The following is a 14,626-nucleotide window of genomic DNA, read 5'->3' as shown; positions in this document are numbered from 1 at the left end:
GGCCTTGCCTCCTCAGCGCCTTGCCAGCGGCTCTACGGGACCCTTACTGGGGAGGAGAGATCGGCGGGGCATCCTGACCGGGCCAGGACCCGCCGGTCTCGGAGGCCAGGGCCGCCACCCCGCCCGCGATAAACTGTCCCACCGCGTGGGCCTGCGCCTGCAGGTCTTCGGGGTTCTGTTCGGTGCGCACGGCTTCCACCAGGGCCGCCTCGAGCAGCAGCGTGATCAGGTGCAGGACGCCGGGCTGCCTCGCCTCGGCCCGGCGGTAGGGTTTGAGCCAGCCGCCGAGCTGCCGCAGAAAGTGACCGCGCTGCTCGCGGAAAATCGGGCCGCCGCCGCTGTGCAGCAGCAGCAGCAGCTCGCGCTCGTGCAGCAGGGCCAGGAACAGGGCGCTGAAGGTCCCGGCGCGGAACTCGCCCGAGGCGGGCAGGATCGGGCGCAGCCGCTCCCACATGGCGGGCAGCCGCCCCTGCAGCAGGGCGCGCAGCATGTCCTCGGTGGACGTGAAATAGGTGTAGACCGTGGGCCGCGAGGTCTGGAGTTCGTGGGCGATGTCGTTCATGCCCACCGCCTCGAAGCCGCGCTCGATAAACAGCGCCGACGCGGTTTCCAGAATCTGCTCGCGGCGGTCTTCCGCACTTAACCGGCGGGCAATGGGCGGGGGAGAAGTTGCAGCCATAGCATCAGTTTAACATGTCATTGACACTCTGTCACTTGACGGAGTGTCAGTAAAGGGGGATACTGGGGTCATTCGGGTGAAGCAGGACTCACCCCTGCAAGGAGCTTTCATGTCCCCGTTGACCAGACTGACCCAGGACTTCAGAACATTGACCCCCGCCGAGCGCAGCCTGTGGCGCCATCCCATGATGTGGCTGTCGGCCGCCGCCATTTCGGTGGTGCCGCTGCTGTACGCAGGCATCTATCTGGGCAGCGCGATTGACCCCTACGGCAACCTGAAGAACCTGCCCGTGGCCCTGGTCAATCTGGATGCGGGCACGCGGAGCCGGGGCGAGGCGGTGGACCTGGGGGCAGAGGTGATTCAGGATCTGCGTGATACGGCCAAGTTCAAATACCTGAACTACCCCAGTGAGGCCGCCGCGCAGAATGCCGTGCGGCGCGGCGACGCCTACTTTGCGCTGACGCTGCCCCGCGATTTCAGCGCAAAAGCCGTGGCCGGGGACAGTTCCAGCCACGGACTGCTGAAGTTTTACGTCTCCGAGGGCGGCAGCTACTTTGCCAGCCGTGTGGCGTCCACCTTCGCCACCACCCTGAGCGACGAGCTGAACCGCACCCTGGGCGAGAACCGCTGGGAAGTTGTGGGCGATTCGCTGAGGGATGTGCAGCAGGGCTTTGCCGACATCCGGAGCGCCACCGGAAAACTGCGCGACGGCGCGGCCACGCTGGAAGACGGCACCGGGGCCCTGAAGAGCGGAGCGGCGGACCTCGCGAGCGGTGCGGCGGCGGCGGCGGACGGCGGAACACAACTGACGGACGGAGCGAAGGCGCTGGCTGCCGGCGTGGGCCGTTTGACGCAAGGCAGCGCAAAACTCTCGGGGGGCTTGCGGGAGCTGGAGGCGGCGGCGCCCGGCCCGGCCCAGCTCTCGCCGCTGCAGCAGGGGGCCCGGCAGCTTCAGGCGGGGACCGCTGCCTTGTCGGGCGGCCTGAATCAGCTGTCCGAGGGAGCGGCTGCGCTCTCGGACGGCGCGGTGGATGTGAATGCGGGCGCGGCGCAGCTGGTGGGCGGCAGCAAGGAACTGGCGACCAGGCTTCCGCAGCTTCAACGCGGTCTGGGTGAGCTGCAGGCCGGAGCCACCGAACTCAGCGCCGGAGCAAAGACGGCCAACGCCGGAGCCGGAAAACTGGCTGCCGGAAACGGGCAACTGGCAGGCGGCCTGAAAGAACTGACGGACGGGCTGAAGCAGGCCAGCGCCGGAGCGGAGCAGTTGACCCTGGGAGCCACGGAACTCGCCGCGGGCACGCGGACACTCCATGAATCGGTGAAGGACCAGCCCCCCCTTCCCGGCGAGTTGAAGGCCGGGGTGGCGAAGCTCAATAACGGAGCCGTGCAGGTTCAGGCCGGGGGCACCCGCCTGAGCAACGCCCTGCCCGGTCTGGCAGACGCGGCAGCCAGGGCAGCGGCGAGCGCCGGCCAGCTCAGCGCCGGGGCGAAGGAGCTGGCGGCGGGCACGGCGAAGGTGCAGGGCGGGGCAGCCCGCCTCGCCTCCGGTGTGAAGGACGCCTCTGCCGCCTCTGCCGCCGCCGTGGGGGGCGCGGAGAAGCTCGGCGCCGGGGCCGCACAATTGCAGGACGGGACGGTCAAGCTGCAAAGCGGAGCGGCGACGCTGGCCGGAAAAACGGATGAGGCGGCGAAGGGCGCCGTGGACCTGAGCGCGGGGGCCATTTCCCTGCAAAGTGGTGTGGAGACGCTGGTGGCGGGCAACCTCAAAATCAAGGATGCCCTGAAGCAGATCACCGCCCAACTGCCCGCGCCGGACGATCTGGGCGAGCTGAACAACGGAGCCTCCACCCTGGCCCAGAAATCTGGAGAACTCGGCGCTGGTCTGACCACCCTGAGCAGCGGCGCAGCCAGGCTGCAGACGGGAGCAGATGACCTGGACGCCGGGGCCACCCGACTGCGCGACGGCCTGGCCACCCTGTACAGCAAGATTCCCGCCGACACCGAACAGCTGGGCGGCGACCCGGCGGGTCTGAGCGCCAGCGTCCTGCCCGTGACCGAGACGTTCGCCCCGGTCAGGAACAACGGGGCCGGGTTCGCGCCGTACTTCATGGCCCTGAGCCTGTGGGTGGGCGTGACGCTGACCACCTTCATCTTTCCGTACAGCCTGTTGCCCCGCAGCGGGCGCGGCACCTCGCAGTTTGCGCGGATGCTGCGCAAGGCCGCCGTTCCCGCCGCTCTGGTCACGGTGCAGGCGCTGCTGGTGGTCTGGGGGGTGCATGCGCTGGGCGTGGACTTCCTGCACCCGGCGCAGGTGGTGGCGACCGCTGTGGCCTCCAGCCTGACCTTCCTGGCGCTGGTGCTCGCGCTGATCTTTCTGTTCGGTGCGGCGGGCCGGCTGATCGCGCTGGTGCTGCTTGTGCTGCAGCTCGCGGCGTCGGGGGGCAGTTATCCGGTGGAACTCGCGCCGCCCTTTTTCGGGGCCATCCACAATTTCGTGCCCGTGACCCAGAGCGTCAATGCCTTTCGCCACGCCCTGAGCGGCGCGTTTCAGGGCAGCTATCCCACCTTCATGCTGGTCCTGCTGGGTATTGCCGTTCTGAGCGTTCTGGCGGGTCTGCTCGGACGCCGCCGCTGGGAACTGGTGGCCGACGAGGACTTCAAGCCGCTGATCTCCTCGCCGCTGGTCTCGGAGGAAGGGCACCACGAACGGGAGGAGCTGGGCCGCGGGTAAGGTGAAGTCCCGCAAACCCAGGGCGCGTCCAGGTCTTCCCGGACGCGCCCTGTTTTCCTGCTCTTCCCGGCTTAGCGCACCTTGAACGGCAGGTACCGGGGCTGCCAGAACTTGCGGCGCACCAGCTCCAGCAACTCGGTGTCGTTCAGACCGCGGATGCTGAATTCGGTGGCGACGCCGTCCTTCAGCGCCTGCTTGATCACGGCCACGGCAACTTCCACGCTCGCGTCGGCGAGTTCGGCCACGGGCGGGTAGATGCGGTCCGGGTGGTGGCGCTGGGTGTAGGCGGCCAGCGCGTAGGCCGACTCGGTGACCATCTCGTCGGTGATCTCGCGCACGCGGGCCAGGATCGCGCCGAAGCCCAGCCCCGGAAAGATGAAGGCGTTGTTGCCCTGCCCGATGGAATAGGTCTCGCCGCCGAGCGTTACCGGGTCAAAGGGGCTGCCGGTGGCGACCAGGGCCGTGCCCCCGCTCCAGCGCAGCACGTCCTGGGGCAGCGCCTCGCAGTGGGCGGTGGGGTTGGACAGCGGGAAGATCAGCGGGCGCGGGGTGTTCGCCAGCGCGGCCTTCACGATCTGCTCGTCAAAGGTGCCCGGCACCCCCGAAAGGCCCAGCAGAACGGTGGCCCCCGCCTCACGAATCACGTCCAGCAGCGAGGTGCCGGCCCAGCCCTCGGTCAGGGCCCGGGGCGTGGCGAGGCTGCGTTTGTAATCCTCCATCGAGCGGTCATCGGTAAGCAGGCCGCGCGAATCCAGCACAAAGACGCGCTCCGCGATCTCCTCGGGGCTCAGGCCCTCGCGGCGCATGCCCTCGCGGATGGCGGCGGCGACCCCGGCCCCGCCCGCGCCCGCACCGCTGACCACCACCCGCTGTTCGGCCAGCGTCTCGCCTTTGAGCCGGCAGGCGTTCAGCACGCCCGCGAGCACCACCGCGCCGGTGCCCTGGATGTCGTCGTTGAAGCTCGGAACCACCCGGCGGTAGCGGTCCAGCACCATGAAGGCGGTGTCCTTGGAGAAATCCTCCCACTGGATGATCGCCTTGGGGTAGCGCTCCAGGGTGGCCTCCACAAAACGGTCCACAAAGCGCAGGTACTCCTCGCCGGTCAGGCGGTCGTGCTTGACGCCCAGGTAGGAGGGGTCCTCGCGCAGGTCGGCGCGGCCCGTACCCACGTCGAGCTCCACGGGCAGGGTCTTGTCGGGGCCAACCCCGCCCGCCACCGTGTACAGCGAGAGCTTGCCAATGCTGATGGCCATGCCGCCAAAGCCCTGATCCCCGATGCCCAGAATGGCGCTGGAATCGGTCGCCACGATGATGCGCACGTCGTTGAGGGGCACGTTTGCCAGGGCCTGCGCCGCCCGGTCGATGGTTCGGGTGCTCAGGGTCAGGCCGCGTGCGTAGCGGTAGATCTGGCTGAATTTCTGCACCGCCAGACCCACCGTGGGCGTGTACACGATGGGCAGCATCTCCTCGACATGGGCGGCGAGCAGTGCGTAGAACAGCACCTCATTGCGGTCCTGCAGGCCCCGCAGGAATACGTGGCGTTCCAGCGGATCTGTGACCTTGACGTAATCCGCGTACAGCCGCTCGGCGAGCTCTTCCAGGGTGTCCACCTGCGGAGCGAGCAGGCCGTCGAGGTTCAGCTTCTCGCGCTCCTCGGCGGTGAAGGCCGTGCCCTTGTTGAGCAGCGGAATGCGGGTCAGGTTAAAGCCGGTCACCAGCGGATGCAGGTAGCGGTGGCCGTCCGGGTCGCGGCGCACGTCGTAGTGGTCGGTCAGGGGCAGCGGCGGGTGGCTCATGACAGCCCTCCCAGCATCGCCAGCGGGTGGCGGTTCATATCTTTGTACAGCAGGTACTTGCTCCAGTGGCGGCCCAGCGCGCCGTACCACTGCGGGCAGTGGGCGCCCATCCAGATCACGTCGCCCTGCGTGACCGGATAGTACGTTTGCTGCAGCTTGTACAGGCCCTCGCCCTCCAGCATCAACAGGCCGTGTTCCATGTAATGCACCTCGGTGTACGGCAGGCTGGCCCCCGGCGCAAAGCTCATGGTGCTGACCATGAAGTCGAAGGCGGGTTCGTCGGGCAGCAGCTTGCGGGCAATCAGGTGGTCGTCGCCCTCGAAGGCGTCGCCGGGATGGGCGCGCTCGTTGCCCCAGTGGACGCCGGGAGTGCCCACGCCGTCCACCGCGTCATAGGGCTTTTCGAACACTGCCACGCGGGCGTCCGTGGTGGCGCTCAGGGTATGCGGCACGCCCGCCGGGACGTACACGTAGTCGTATTCCCCCAGCGTGCGCTTCTCGCCGTCCCCCTCACCCTCAATCTGGGCCTCCACCGTGCCGCTCAGCACGAAGGCGAAGCGCTGGTGGCCGTGTGCCGATTCCCGTGCCGTCGCCCCGGCGGGCATCTGGGCCGTGAACTGCACGAAGCGGGCGCGGGTGCCGATCACGGGCGCGATGTGCAGCACGACCGAACTGCCCGGCCACTCGGCCAGGGCGGTGCGGACAAAAGTATCGGGCGTGATGACGGCGTGGGCCTGTTCCAGGGCGCTGCGGGTGACTCCAAGATGTTTCATCAGACTCCTGTGGGGAAAAAGGCGAGGTGGTGGGAGAAAGGATCAAGAGAACGCAGGGTGTGGAGGTGCTAGCTGCGTGGCCGCAGCAACCGCGCACGCCTCGGAGGACCAAAATGACCGCCGTGGTACACTGTGTGGCCCCGCGACAACGTATGCAGGACCCGGCCCCGATACGCTTCTCCAGCGAAGGGGTTCTGTTGCCAGCGGTCATGCAGCTCGGTCAGCGTGAAGGTCTCGTCCAGCTTTACCAGGGCGAGGTCGGCGTCGGCGCCCACCTCCAGGCGGCCCTTGTGTGCCAGGCCAAACCGGCGCGCGGGGTTCAGGGCGCTCAGGGCGGCGACGGCCTCCAGCGGCAGGCCCCGCGCGGCGTGCCCGTCGCTGAGCAGCACGTTCAGGGTGCTCTGTACCCCGCTGATGCCGCCCCACAGCGCAAAGAAGTCGTCGCTGGTCTTCAGGTCCGGGGGCGCGGGCGAGTGATCGGAACCGACCGTGTCAACGTGTCCGGCGAGCAGTTCGGCCCACAACTCCTCCTGCACGGCCCCTGAGCGCAGCGGCGGCGCACATTTCAGGGCTGCGCCGACCCGCTCCACGTCCTCATCGGTGAAGTGCAGGTAGTGGGGGCAGGTCTCGATGCTCACGTCCACGCCGCGCTGTTTCGCTTCATAGGCCAGCGCCACCGCCCGCCCACTGCTCAGGTGAACGAGGTGCAGGGCGGCTCCCGTTTCCTCGGCGAACAGCAGGGCGCGGCCCACCGCCTCCAGTTCGGCCACCACGGGGCGGCTGCTCAGGTAGTCGCGCACGCCCGTCCGCCCGCCCGCGCGCACCTGTTCGGCCAGGCCGCGGGTGAGCCCGTCGCTCTCGGCGTGGGCGCCGACCACCAGGCCGTGACGCGCGGCGACCCGCATGCCCTCCAGCAGGGTCAGGTCGTCGGCCGCCGGAAACTCCTCCAGCCCGCTGTGGCTCATGAAGGCCTTGAAAGCGACGACCCCGGCCTCGGCCAGCTCCTCCAGCCGGTCCAGATTCAGCGGCGTCAGGCCGCCCCACAGTCCGAAATCCACCAGCGATTTCTGCTGGCCCAGTGCGCGCTTGGCCTCGAACTCGGCGCGGCCCAGCACCGGGGGCGAGGAATTGAGGGGCATGTCCAGAAAACTGGTTCCCCCGCCCGCCACCAGTGCCCGTGACCCGGTTTCAAAGCCTTCCCAGTGGGTGCGGCCCGGTTCGTTGAAGTGCACGTGGGCGTCCACCACACCGGGAAAGATGTGCAGGCCGGAGGCGTCCAGCGTCTCGCCCGCCGCCGCGATCTCCGGCGAGATGTCCACAATCTGCCCGCCGCTGACGCCCAGGTCTGCGCGGCGCAGGCCGTCCGGCGTGACCAGCGTGCCGCCGCGCACGATCAGGTCAAGGCTCATGCGCTCTGTTCCGCCAGCAGGTGCAGAAAGCGCACGCTCAGGCGCAGGGCGTCGGCCACGTCCTCCGGCAGCACGAGTTCATCCGGGTGGTGCGACAGGGCGTTGGGCGAACGCACGAACAGCATGGCGGCCGGCATGTGCGCGGCCAGGATCATGGCGTCGTGGCCTGCGCCGCTGACCAGCTCGGGGTGTGGCAGCCCTTCGGCCTCGGCGGCGCGGTGCAGCAGCGCCCTTAACGTGTCTGACATGGGCGTGGCCGGCTCTTCCATCTTGGGCGTGATGGTCACGCTCACGCCCCGCGCCCCGGCCTCAGCCCGGGCGGTATGCAGCAGCTGTTCCAGGGCCTGCAGGCGCACTCCATCGTGGGCGTGGCGGAGGTCCAGGGTGCAGTGGGCCTCGCCGGGAATCACGTTGATCGCGCCGGGCCGGGCCGTCATCACGCCCACCGTCGCCACCAGGCCAGGGGTGGCGCGGGCCAGGTCCTCGGCGGCCACGGCAAAGCGGGCGGCGGCGGCCAGTGCGTCGCGGCGCAGCCCCATCGGGGTGGTCCCGGCGTGCGAGGCCTGACCCACGAAGTCCAGCAGCACACGGTTCTGGCCGGCGATGCCCTGCACCACCCCCACCGAGACGCCCGCGTCCTGCAGCACCGGTCCCTGTTCGGCGTGGATCTCGAGGTAGCCCAGCGCCGGGCGCCGGAAGCGGGCCGCACCGAGGTCCTGCACGTTCAGGCCGTACCCGCTGAGGGCCTCGCGCACGCTGTGGCCCGCCGCGTCGCGCAGTTCCAGCATCTCGTCCACCGTACCCACCAGGGTCCGGCTGCCGATGAAAGGCACGCCGTAGCGCACGCCCTCCTCCTCGGAGAAGCCCAGCACCTCCACCGCGTAGGGCAGGGTCTGGTCGCCCAGCGCTTCCAGCATGGCGTAGCCCATCACCACGCCCAGAATGCCGTCGTAGGCCCCCGCGTTTGGCACGGTGTCCAGGTGGGAGCCGAGGTACAGCGTCGGGGCGTCCGGTGTGGGGCCTGCCCGGCGCGAGCGCAGATTGCCGGCCGCGTCCACCCGGGTCTGCAGGCCCAGTCCATCGGCCCAGCGGATCAGGTAGGCGTGGACCTGATGCGTGGTGGGGCACAGAAAGGGCCGGTTGATCTCGCCGGGAACCTCGGTGTAGCAGGCCAGCGCGGCGCAGGCGTCCATGATCTTGCGGGTCAGTGCCTGCACGGTGGCGTCGGCAAGGGCGGCGGGGTGGGCATCGGTGGTCATACGGGGGCCTCCTGGGACGCGGTCTGGAGCAGCTGGGCCGCGCGCGGAAAGTATTCGGGGCAGGTGTGGGAAAGGACCAGATGATCGAGCAGCCGGGCGGAGGGGGTGAGGTCGTCCGTCAGTGTGCGCCGTTCGCTGAGGTAACGCTCGGGGGTCAACCGGCCCCCACCCTCCAGCTCTGCCCCACACCCCACCCACTGCCACAGCTGGGCGCGGGCGAGTTCGGCGGTGGCGGTGTCCTCGATGCGCCCGCCCCGGACCACCACGCCGCGCCCGGTGTACCACGCCCCGAACACCTCCAGGGCCAGGCCGATGGTGTCCTGCACGGTGGTCAGGGCAAGCGGACGCGGCCCAGGCAAGGCAAGCAGCCGGCGGTGCGTCTCCGGGGCCGGTTCCTCCGGGAGCGGGGGTGGGGCCTCTCCGGAAAAGCCCTCCCGCACGGCGTCCAGCAGTTCCGGCAGCCCGGCCCAGGCGGCGCTGAAGCCCTGCGCGGCTTCACGCCGTTTGTCGGCGCACACCGCGTCCAGCGCGGGCTGCGGATTGGCCGGGTCCGGCGCGACGGCGGCGCTGCCCCCGATGGCCTGGGCGCCGCGCCGCTGGCACACGCGCACCAGCGTCTCGGCGTAGGCGCGCATGGCTTCCACGTCCATGGTCAGGTCGCTGCGCGGCGGCATGGCCCCACGCCCGGGTCCCACCCGCTTGGTCAGGCTGAACACGTAATCCCAGCGCCCGGCGTTCAGCCCGAAGGCCCGCCCGCGCAGCGCATACAGCAGGGCGTCGGCGTGCAGCGCGCCCGCATAGGTCTCGATCTGCAGGCACACCCGGACCGCGTTGTGTGGCAGCCCCAGGTGGTGCTCGGCCAGCGTGAGCGCGTCGTCCCAGACCTGCGCTTCCTCCACGGTTTCCAGCTTGGGAATATAAACGTGCATGGGTTGCGCGGGCCGGGCGGCCAGCGCGGCCCCCAGGTCACACAGCGCGGCGATGGCGGGGCCGCCGAAGGTCAGATGCTCCTCCACGGCATACAGCGCGCGGGGCCGGACGAGCAGCGGCCGGGTGCCCGCCGCCGCCATCCTGAGCGCCCGGTACCCCCGCTCCACGTTGGCCCGCGTGGGCGCGAAGGTGTCGTCAAAATCCAGCACCACGGCGTCTGCCCCCGAATTCAGCGCCACCTCCAGGGCCTCCAGGTCGGAGGCCTCCACGATCAGCTCTACCCGGCGGCCCCGCAGATCATCCGGCACAGGGGCGGCGCGGTAGTCGGGGGGCGGGGGCGGCGCGGGCTGCCCGCCGGGGTCAAGCGCTTCCCAGCGCGGCCGCAGCGCGTGGTGCAGCGTCTCCAGCAGGGCGTGGACATCGTGTGGAAGGGAAAGGACAGTCATGGAGTCTCTCCTGGGGGTCGGGGGGAGGTCTGGAGACCGGGCGGCGGCCGGAGGGTTCTGGAGAAACAGGAGACAGTGGTCGGTCCCGCTCGCAAAACTTACTTAGTCATCTATCTATCTGGTCTTAAAAAAGGCGTCCCCTTGCGTGCCGGACGCCTGCGGGAACGGCGGGCTACGGAGTCCAGCCCAGCCGGGCCGAGATGGCGCGCGAGGCCTGTTCCATGCGCTGGTAAAACGCAGGAACCTGCGCCTTTTCAAAACGTGAGGTCGGCGCGGACACGCTCAGCGAGGCCACCACCTGCCGGGTGTGATCGTACAGGGGGGTCGCCATGCAGCGCACGCCGATCTCGCGTTCCTCGTCGTCCAGGGCGTAGCCGCGCGCGCGCACCTGCTGCAGCTCCTTGAGATACGGCTCCAGCGCCGTGATCGAGTGGGGGGTGAAGGCGGCGTAGGGCGCGGGCCCCAGGCGCGCGGACACCTCGGCTTCGGGCTGCCACGCGAGCAGCACCTTGCCCACGCCCGAGCAGTTCAGCGGGGTGCCCGCTCCCAGCTGCGCGAACATGCGCACGAGCTGCCTGCCCTCGACCTGATGGATGTAGACCGCCTCCTGGCCGCGCAGCACCGCCAGGTTCACCGTCTCGCCCAGGTCGTCCACCAGCGAGAGCATCTCGGACTGGGCCGCGCTCATCAGGGTGTTGCGCCCCGCGAAGGCCGCGCCCACCTGATAGGCGCGTATGCCCACGCTGAACAGGCCGCTGCGTTCCTCCCACTCCACGAACCCGCCCTGGCGCAGCGTTTCCAGCAGCCGGTAGGCCGTGCTCGCCGAGAGCCCGGAGGCCTTGGCGATCTGCGTGAGCGACGCCTGACCCAGCGCGGCCAGCGAGGTCAGGACCGTCAGGCCCCGTTCCAGCGTGCGGACGCTGGCCGCGTCGCCGCTGCGGGCGCGGCCCGTCTTCTGCCGGCCGCCGGGGGGAGGAGAGGAGTCGGTCATGGTACTAGGCCAGCTGCTCGTAGCCGGGAAGGGTCAGGAAGTCGGCCAGGGGAGAGCGGGTCGCCACGTCGCGGAACAGGGTGGCGGCGGCGGCGAAGTCCCCGCCCAGCTTCTGCGTCTCGTCGGCGTACAGTTCGTCGAACAGTTCGGGGGTCAGGGTGCGGCCGTCTTCCAGGGTCACGCCCTGCTCGCGCCACTGCCACAGCTGCGCGCGGCTGATCTCGGCAGTCGCGGCGTCCTCCATCAGGTTGTGGATCGGCACCGCGCCGCTGCCGCGCAGCCACGCCGCGAGGTACTGAATGCCCACGTTGATGTTCGTCCGCACGCCCTCCTCGGTCACCGTGCCCTCGGGCGGAGTCAGCAGGTCGGCGGCCGTGATGTGCAGGTCCATCTGCTTGCCGCTGTCGATCTGGTTGGGCGTGGGCATCAGGCGGTCAAAGACCTCGGTCGCCAGCGCCACCATGCCGGGGTGGGCCACCCAGGTACCGTCGTGGCCGTTGGTCGCCTCGCGCTCCTTGTCGGCGCGCACCTGCGCGAAGGCCCGCTCGTTGGCCGCCTCGTCGTTCTTGACCGGAATAAAGGCGCTCATGCCGCCGATGGCGGGGGCGCCGCGCTTGTGGCAGGTCTGGATGGCCAGCTTGCTGTAATTGCTCATCATCGGCACGGCCATGCTGACCTTGGCGCGGTCGGGCAGCACGCGGTCCCCGCGCTGACGGAACTTCTTGATGTACGAGAAGATGTAGTCCCAGCGCCCGCAGTTCAGCCCCGCCGAGTGTTCGCGCAGCTCGTACAGGATCTCATCCATCTCGAAGGCGGCTAGGATCGTCTCGATCAGCACCGTACCCTTGACGCTGCCGTGCTGAATGCCCAGCGTCTGCTCGGCGTGGTTGAACACGTCATTCCACAGCCGGGCTTCCAGGTGAGATTCCATCTTGGGCAGGTAGAAGTACGGGCCGCTGCCGCGGGCCAGCAGTTCGGCGGCGTTGTGGAAGAAGTACAGCCCGAAGTCGAAGAACGCGCCGTACAGCGTTTCCCCATCCACCATGACGTGCTTCTCGGGCAGGTGCCAGCCGCGCGGGCGCACCACCAGCACGGCCGTCTGGTCGTTGAGCCGGTAGGACTTGGCCCCGGTATCCAGGGTAATTTCCCGGCGCACCGCGTCGCGCAGGTTGATCTGGCCGTCCACCATGTTCTCCCAGGTGGGGCTACTCGCGTCCTCGAAATCGGCCATGAACACCCGCGCGCCGCTGTTGAGCGCATTGATGATCATCTTGCGGTCCACTGGCCCGGTGATCTCGACCCGGCGGTCCTGCAGGTCCTGCGGCAGCGGTGCAATGCGCCAGTCCCCTTCGCGGATCTCGCGCGTCTGCGGCAGAAAATCGGGCAGCTCTCCGGCGTCCAGCCGCGCCTGCCGGGCCCCGCGCGCCGCCATCAGCTCGCGGCGGCGCGGCTCGAAGCGGCGGTGCAGCTCGGCCACGAAGGCCAGCGCCTCGGGCGTGAGGATCTCCTGCTGCTGCGGGGTAAGGGGGGCCGAGATGTGCATGCCAGAGGGAAGGGTGATCATGGAGGCTCCTTCGGGAAACAGAAACAGGGGGGTGGCCGCTCCATGACCGCCGGGTGCCATGGATTCCGTAGAGTGAACTTGATTTTCATTGTACGCAAACCCGGCGGCAAAGGGAATCCCCTGTCTGCTGGGCAGGAACAGGGGAAGGCTGACGTTGGGGAAGGAGGGTTACCTCAGGCGGGGATCGCCGGCCGCCACCGCGAACACGCCGCCCCACGGCCGGTAACGGCTGCTGAAGGCGTCGGTGGTGTTCTGGCCGTCCCCAGACACGACGGTGCGGGTGACCACCGCCTTCATCCCGGTGGCGGGCATGTCGATGCGCCGGGCTCCGCCGGCGGGCAGAGTCCGGTCCAGCACGAAGCTGGGCTCGGTGGCCGTCTGCCGCCCGGTGATGACCGGCTCGGCAATCCGGACCGTGCGGCCGTCATCGTGGCCGAACACGCTGACCGTCAGGCGCCCGGCCTTCAGGTCCCAGTCGGCCTGCACGAGCAGCGGGGCGGCGGTGTCGTTGGTCCAGCGCAGGTCCTTGGCCGGGGCATAGACGGTGGCGTCCAGACCGGGTTCGCCGTAATACCCGACCAAGTAGGAGTGGGCGTGGCGTTCGGTGATGGGCAGCCCGGAGAGCAGGGCGGCGCGGAAGACGGTGGTGCTGACCTGACAGATGCCGCCGCCGTCCTCGGTCGCCAGGGTGTTGCCCGACACCACGTAGCCGGGCTGGAACCCGGTTGCTGCGCTGATGGGGCCCACCGCGCCGTTGAAGCTGAAGGTTTCTCCGGGCGCGATCCACAGGCCCTGCATGCGCGAGGCCCCCACCCGGATGTTGTGAACCCGGAAGGTCGGGCTGCCCGTGAACAGCGACTCCCCGCTCGCGAGGTGGGTCAGGCCCTTCCCGGCCGCCCAGCGCACGCTGCGCGCCGGGGCCTGCAGCGCCACACTCAGGGGGCTGCTGGGGCTTCCGTTCCGGAGGGCAGCGAGCAGCGCCGCCTCGCTGGCCGTCCGGTCCACCTTCCAGCCGGTGCGTGCCTCGCCCACCCAGGTCTTTCCCATGCGGGTAAAGCGGATGTCCCGGGACTCTCGGGACTCAATGCGGGCATACACCGCGTTCAGGGAAGCCCGGATGGCCTGCAAGCTGCCCTCCTGCCGGACCCGGGCCACCTGGCCGGCGCTCAGGGTCAGGGGGGCCGACCTGTGCAGCAGCGTGCGCTCGACCCGGGTGCCGATCAAGCGCGGTTCCGGCACCGACCAGCGCAGGTTCACGGTGTGCGGGGCCTCGGGACGCGGCACCTTTGCCGGGGGCGCGGCAACCGGCTGGGCAGGCGCGGCGGTCGCGCTCGCCAGCGTGGCCGTTCCGGAGGAAGCGGACTGCGCCGTCCCGGGAATGCGCGGCCCACACGCCATCAGCAGGGCGCCCAGCAGGGTCAGGCAGGTGAGGCGGGGGAGAACCTTGAATGCAGTCATGGGCGGAGGATTCCTTTCGGGAAGGGCGGGGCCGGTCTGCCGGAAGAGCGCAAGAGGGAGAGAGGCCCGCAAGCGTCTCTCCCCCGGATGGTGTGGGTGTTCAGGGCAGCAACACGGTGTCGATCACGTGGATGATGCCGTTGCTGGCGTTGATGTTCGTCCGGGTCACGGTGGCGTCGTTGATCATCACCATGCCGCCGCTCGTGGAGATGTTCAGGTCGGCGCCGTTGACGGTCGTGGCGCTGGACATGCCCGTGACCTGCGCGGCGGTGACGCGGCCGGGCACCACGTGGTACAGCAGAACCGACTTCAGCTGGGCGGGATCGTTCAGCAGGGCATTGAGCTGATCCTGCGGGATCTTGGCAAAGGCGGCGTTGGTGGGCGCGAACACGGTAAAGGGTCCCGGCCCGCTCAGCGTCTCGACCAGTCCGGCCGCCTTTACGGCGGCGAGGAGGGTGCTGAAGTTGGGGTCGTTGGACACGATGCCCGCAATGGTGTTGCCCGCAGGCATGGAGCTGCCGCCTCCGGCCACGGCCGCGCCGGTCAGAAGAAGGGCTGCGCTTAAAAGAAGCTTTTTCATGGTGGAACCT

The 14,626-nt window shown here is 69.4% G+C and carries 11 protein-coding genes; 1 reads left to right on the top strand and 10 read right to left on the bottom strand.

Translation table 11 applies throughout. The features are described from left to right. Positions 1 to 43: 43 nt before the first annotated feature. Complete coding sequence (locus tag IEY21_RS07830) at positions 44 to 679, bottom strand: TetR/AcrR family transcriptional regulator (RefSeq protein WP_188903098.1); 636 nt, start codon at positions 677 to 679, stop codon at positions 44 to 46. 109 nt (positions 680 to 788) lie between these two features. Between IEY21_RS07830 and IEY21_RS07825 the strand changes: the two genes are divergently transcribed. Continuing rightward, entirely contained in the window at positions 789 to 3,410 is a 2,622-nt protein-coding gene (locus IEY21_RS07825) for a YhgE/Pip domain-containing protein (RefSeq protein WP_188903096.1), read from the top strand. Positions 3,411 to 3,481: 71 nt separating this feature from the next. On the opposite strand, the gene IEY21_RS07820 is transcribed toward IEY21_RS07825, so the two are convergent. The 9 genes from IEY21_RS07820 to IEY21_RS07780 form a co-directional block, all read right to left on the bottom strand. Next, positions 3,482 to 5,206 (bottom strand): NAD-dependent malic enzyme, encoded by a 1,725-nt coding sequence (locus IEY21_RS07820; protein WP_229752966.1) that lies wholly within the window; start codon positions 5,204 to 5,206, stop codon positions 3,482 to 3,484. Further along, the gene (gene allE, locus IEY21_RS07815; RefSeq protein WP_188903094.1) at positions 5,203 to 5,979 is read right to left on the bottom strand and encodes a (S)-ureidoglycine aminohydrolase; all 777 of its coding nucleotides are present in this window, start codon (positions 5,977 to 5,979) and stop codon (positions 5,203 to 5,205) included. Before allE ends, IEY21_RS07820 begins: the two co-directional genes overlap by 4 nt. A 68-nt stretch (positions 5,980 to 6,047) precedes the next feature. Beyond that, positions 6,048 to 7,388: an allantoinase gene (locus IEY21_RS07810; protein WP_188903092.1), complete on the bottom strand. Its 1,341-nt coding sequence runs from the start codon at positions 7,386 to 7,388 to the stop codon at positions 6,048 to 6,050. Beyond that, positions 7,385 to 8,647 (bottom strand): allantoate amidohydrolase, encoded by a 1,263-nt coding sequence (locus tag IEY21_RS07805; protein ID WP_188903089.1) that lies wholly within the window; start codon positions 8,645 to 8,647, stop codon positions 7,385 to 7,387. Before IEY21_RS07805 ends, IEY21_RS07810 begins: the two co-directional genes overlap by 4 nt. After that, positions 8,644 to 10,023 (bottom strand): aldolase/citrate lyase/malate synthase family protein, encoded by a 1,380-nt coding sequence (locus tag IEY21_RS07800; RefSeq protein WP_188903087.1) that lies wholly within the window; start codon positions 10,021 to 10,023, stop codon positions 8,644 to 8,646. Before IEY21_RS07800 ends, IEY21_RS07805 begins: the two co-directional genes overlap by 4 nt. A gap of 172 nt (positions 10,024 to 10,195) precedes the next feature. Next, complete coding sequence (locus IEY21_RS07795; RefSeq protein WP_188903085.1) at positions 10,196 to 11,014, bottom strand: IclR family transcriptional regulator; 819 nt, start codon at positions 11,012 to 11,014, stop codon at positions 10,196 to 10,198. Positions 11,015 to 11,018: 4 nt separating this feature from the next. Then, the gene (gene aceB / locus IEY21_RS07790; RefSeq protein ID WP_188903083.1) at positions 11,019 to 12,578 is read right to left on the bottom strand and encodes a malate synthase A; all 1,560 of its coding nucleotides are present in this window, start codon (positions 12,576 to 12,578) and stop codon (positions 11,019 to 11,021) included. A gap of 168 nt (positions 12,579 to 12,746) precedes the next feature. Further along, a complete protein-coding gene (locus tag IEY21_RS07785; RefSeq protein WP_188903081.1) occupies positions 12,747 to 14,036 on the bottom strand; it encodes a VanW family protein in 1,290 nt (429 codons plus the stop codon). A 100-nt stretch (positions 14,037 to 14,136) separates the two neighbouring features. Further along, entirely contained in the window at positions 14,137 to 14,616 is a 480-nt protein-coding gene (locus IEY21_RS07780) for a fasciclin domain-containing protein (protein ID WP_188903079.1), read from the bottom strand. Positions 14,617 to 14,626: the final 10 nt, after the last annotated feature.

Source organism: Deinococcus aerophilus, assembly GCF_014647075.1.
Classification (GTDB): Bacteria; Deinococcota; Deinococci; order Deinococcales; family Deinococcaceae; genus Deinococcus; species Deinococcus aerophilus.
The sequence above is the reverse complement of the archived record's forward strand: the minus strand, read 5'-3'. Positions and strand labels throughout refer to the sequence as shown.

Excerpts from the sequence above, each read along its gene's own strand:
- IEY21_RS07830 (WP_188903098.1), bottom strand. The coding sequence starts at position 679 with ATGGCTGCAACTTCTCCCCCGCCCATTGCCCGCCGGTTAAGTGCGGAA.
- IEY21_RS07825 (WP_188903096.1), top strand. The coding sequence starts at position 789 with ATGTCCCCGTTGACCAGACTGACCCAGGACTTCAGAACATTGACCCCC.
- IEY21_RS07820 (WP_229752966.1), bottom strand. The coding sequence starts at position 5,206 with ATGAGCCACCCGCCGCTGCCCCTGACCGACCACTACGACGTGCGCCGC.
- allE (WP_188903094.1), bottom strand. The coding sequence starts at position 5,979 with ATGAAACATCTTGGAGTCACCCGCAGCGCCCTGGAACAGGCCCACGCC.
- IEY21_RS07810 (WP_188903092.1), bottom strand. The coding sequence starts at position 7,388 with ATGAGCCTTGACCTGATCGTGCGCGGCGGCACGCTGGTCACGCCGGAC.
- IEY21_RS07805 (WP_188903089.1), bottom strand. The coding sequence starts at position 8,647 with ATGACCACCGATGCCCACCCCGCCGCCCTTGCCGACGCCACCGTGCAG.
- IEY21_RS07800 (WP_188903087.1), bottom strand. The coding sequence starts at position 10,023 with ATGACTGTCCTTTCCCTTCCACACGATGTCCACGCCCTGCTGGAGACG.
- IEY21_RS07795 (WP_188903085.1), bottom strand. The coding sequence starts at position 11,014 with ATGACCGACTCCTCTCCTCCCCCCGGCGGCCGGCAGAAGACGGGCCGC.
- aceB (WP_188903083.1), bottom strand. The coding sequence starts at position 12,578 with ATGATCACCCTTCCCTCTGGCATGCACATCTCGGCCCCCCTTACCCCG.
- IEY21_RS07785 (WP_188903081.1), bottom strand. The coding sequence starts at position 14,036 with ATGACTGCATTCAAGGTTCTCCCCCGCCTCACCTGCCTGACCCTGCTG.
- IEY21_RS07780 (WP_188903079.1), bottom strand. The coding sequence starts at position 14,616 with ATGAAAAAGCTTCTTTTAAGCGCAGCCCTTCTTCTGACCGGCGCGGCC.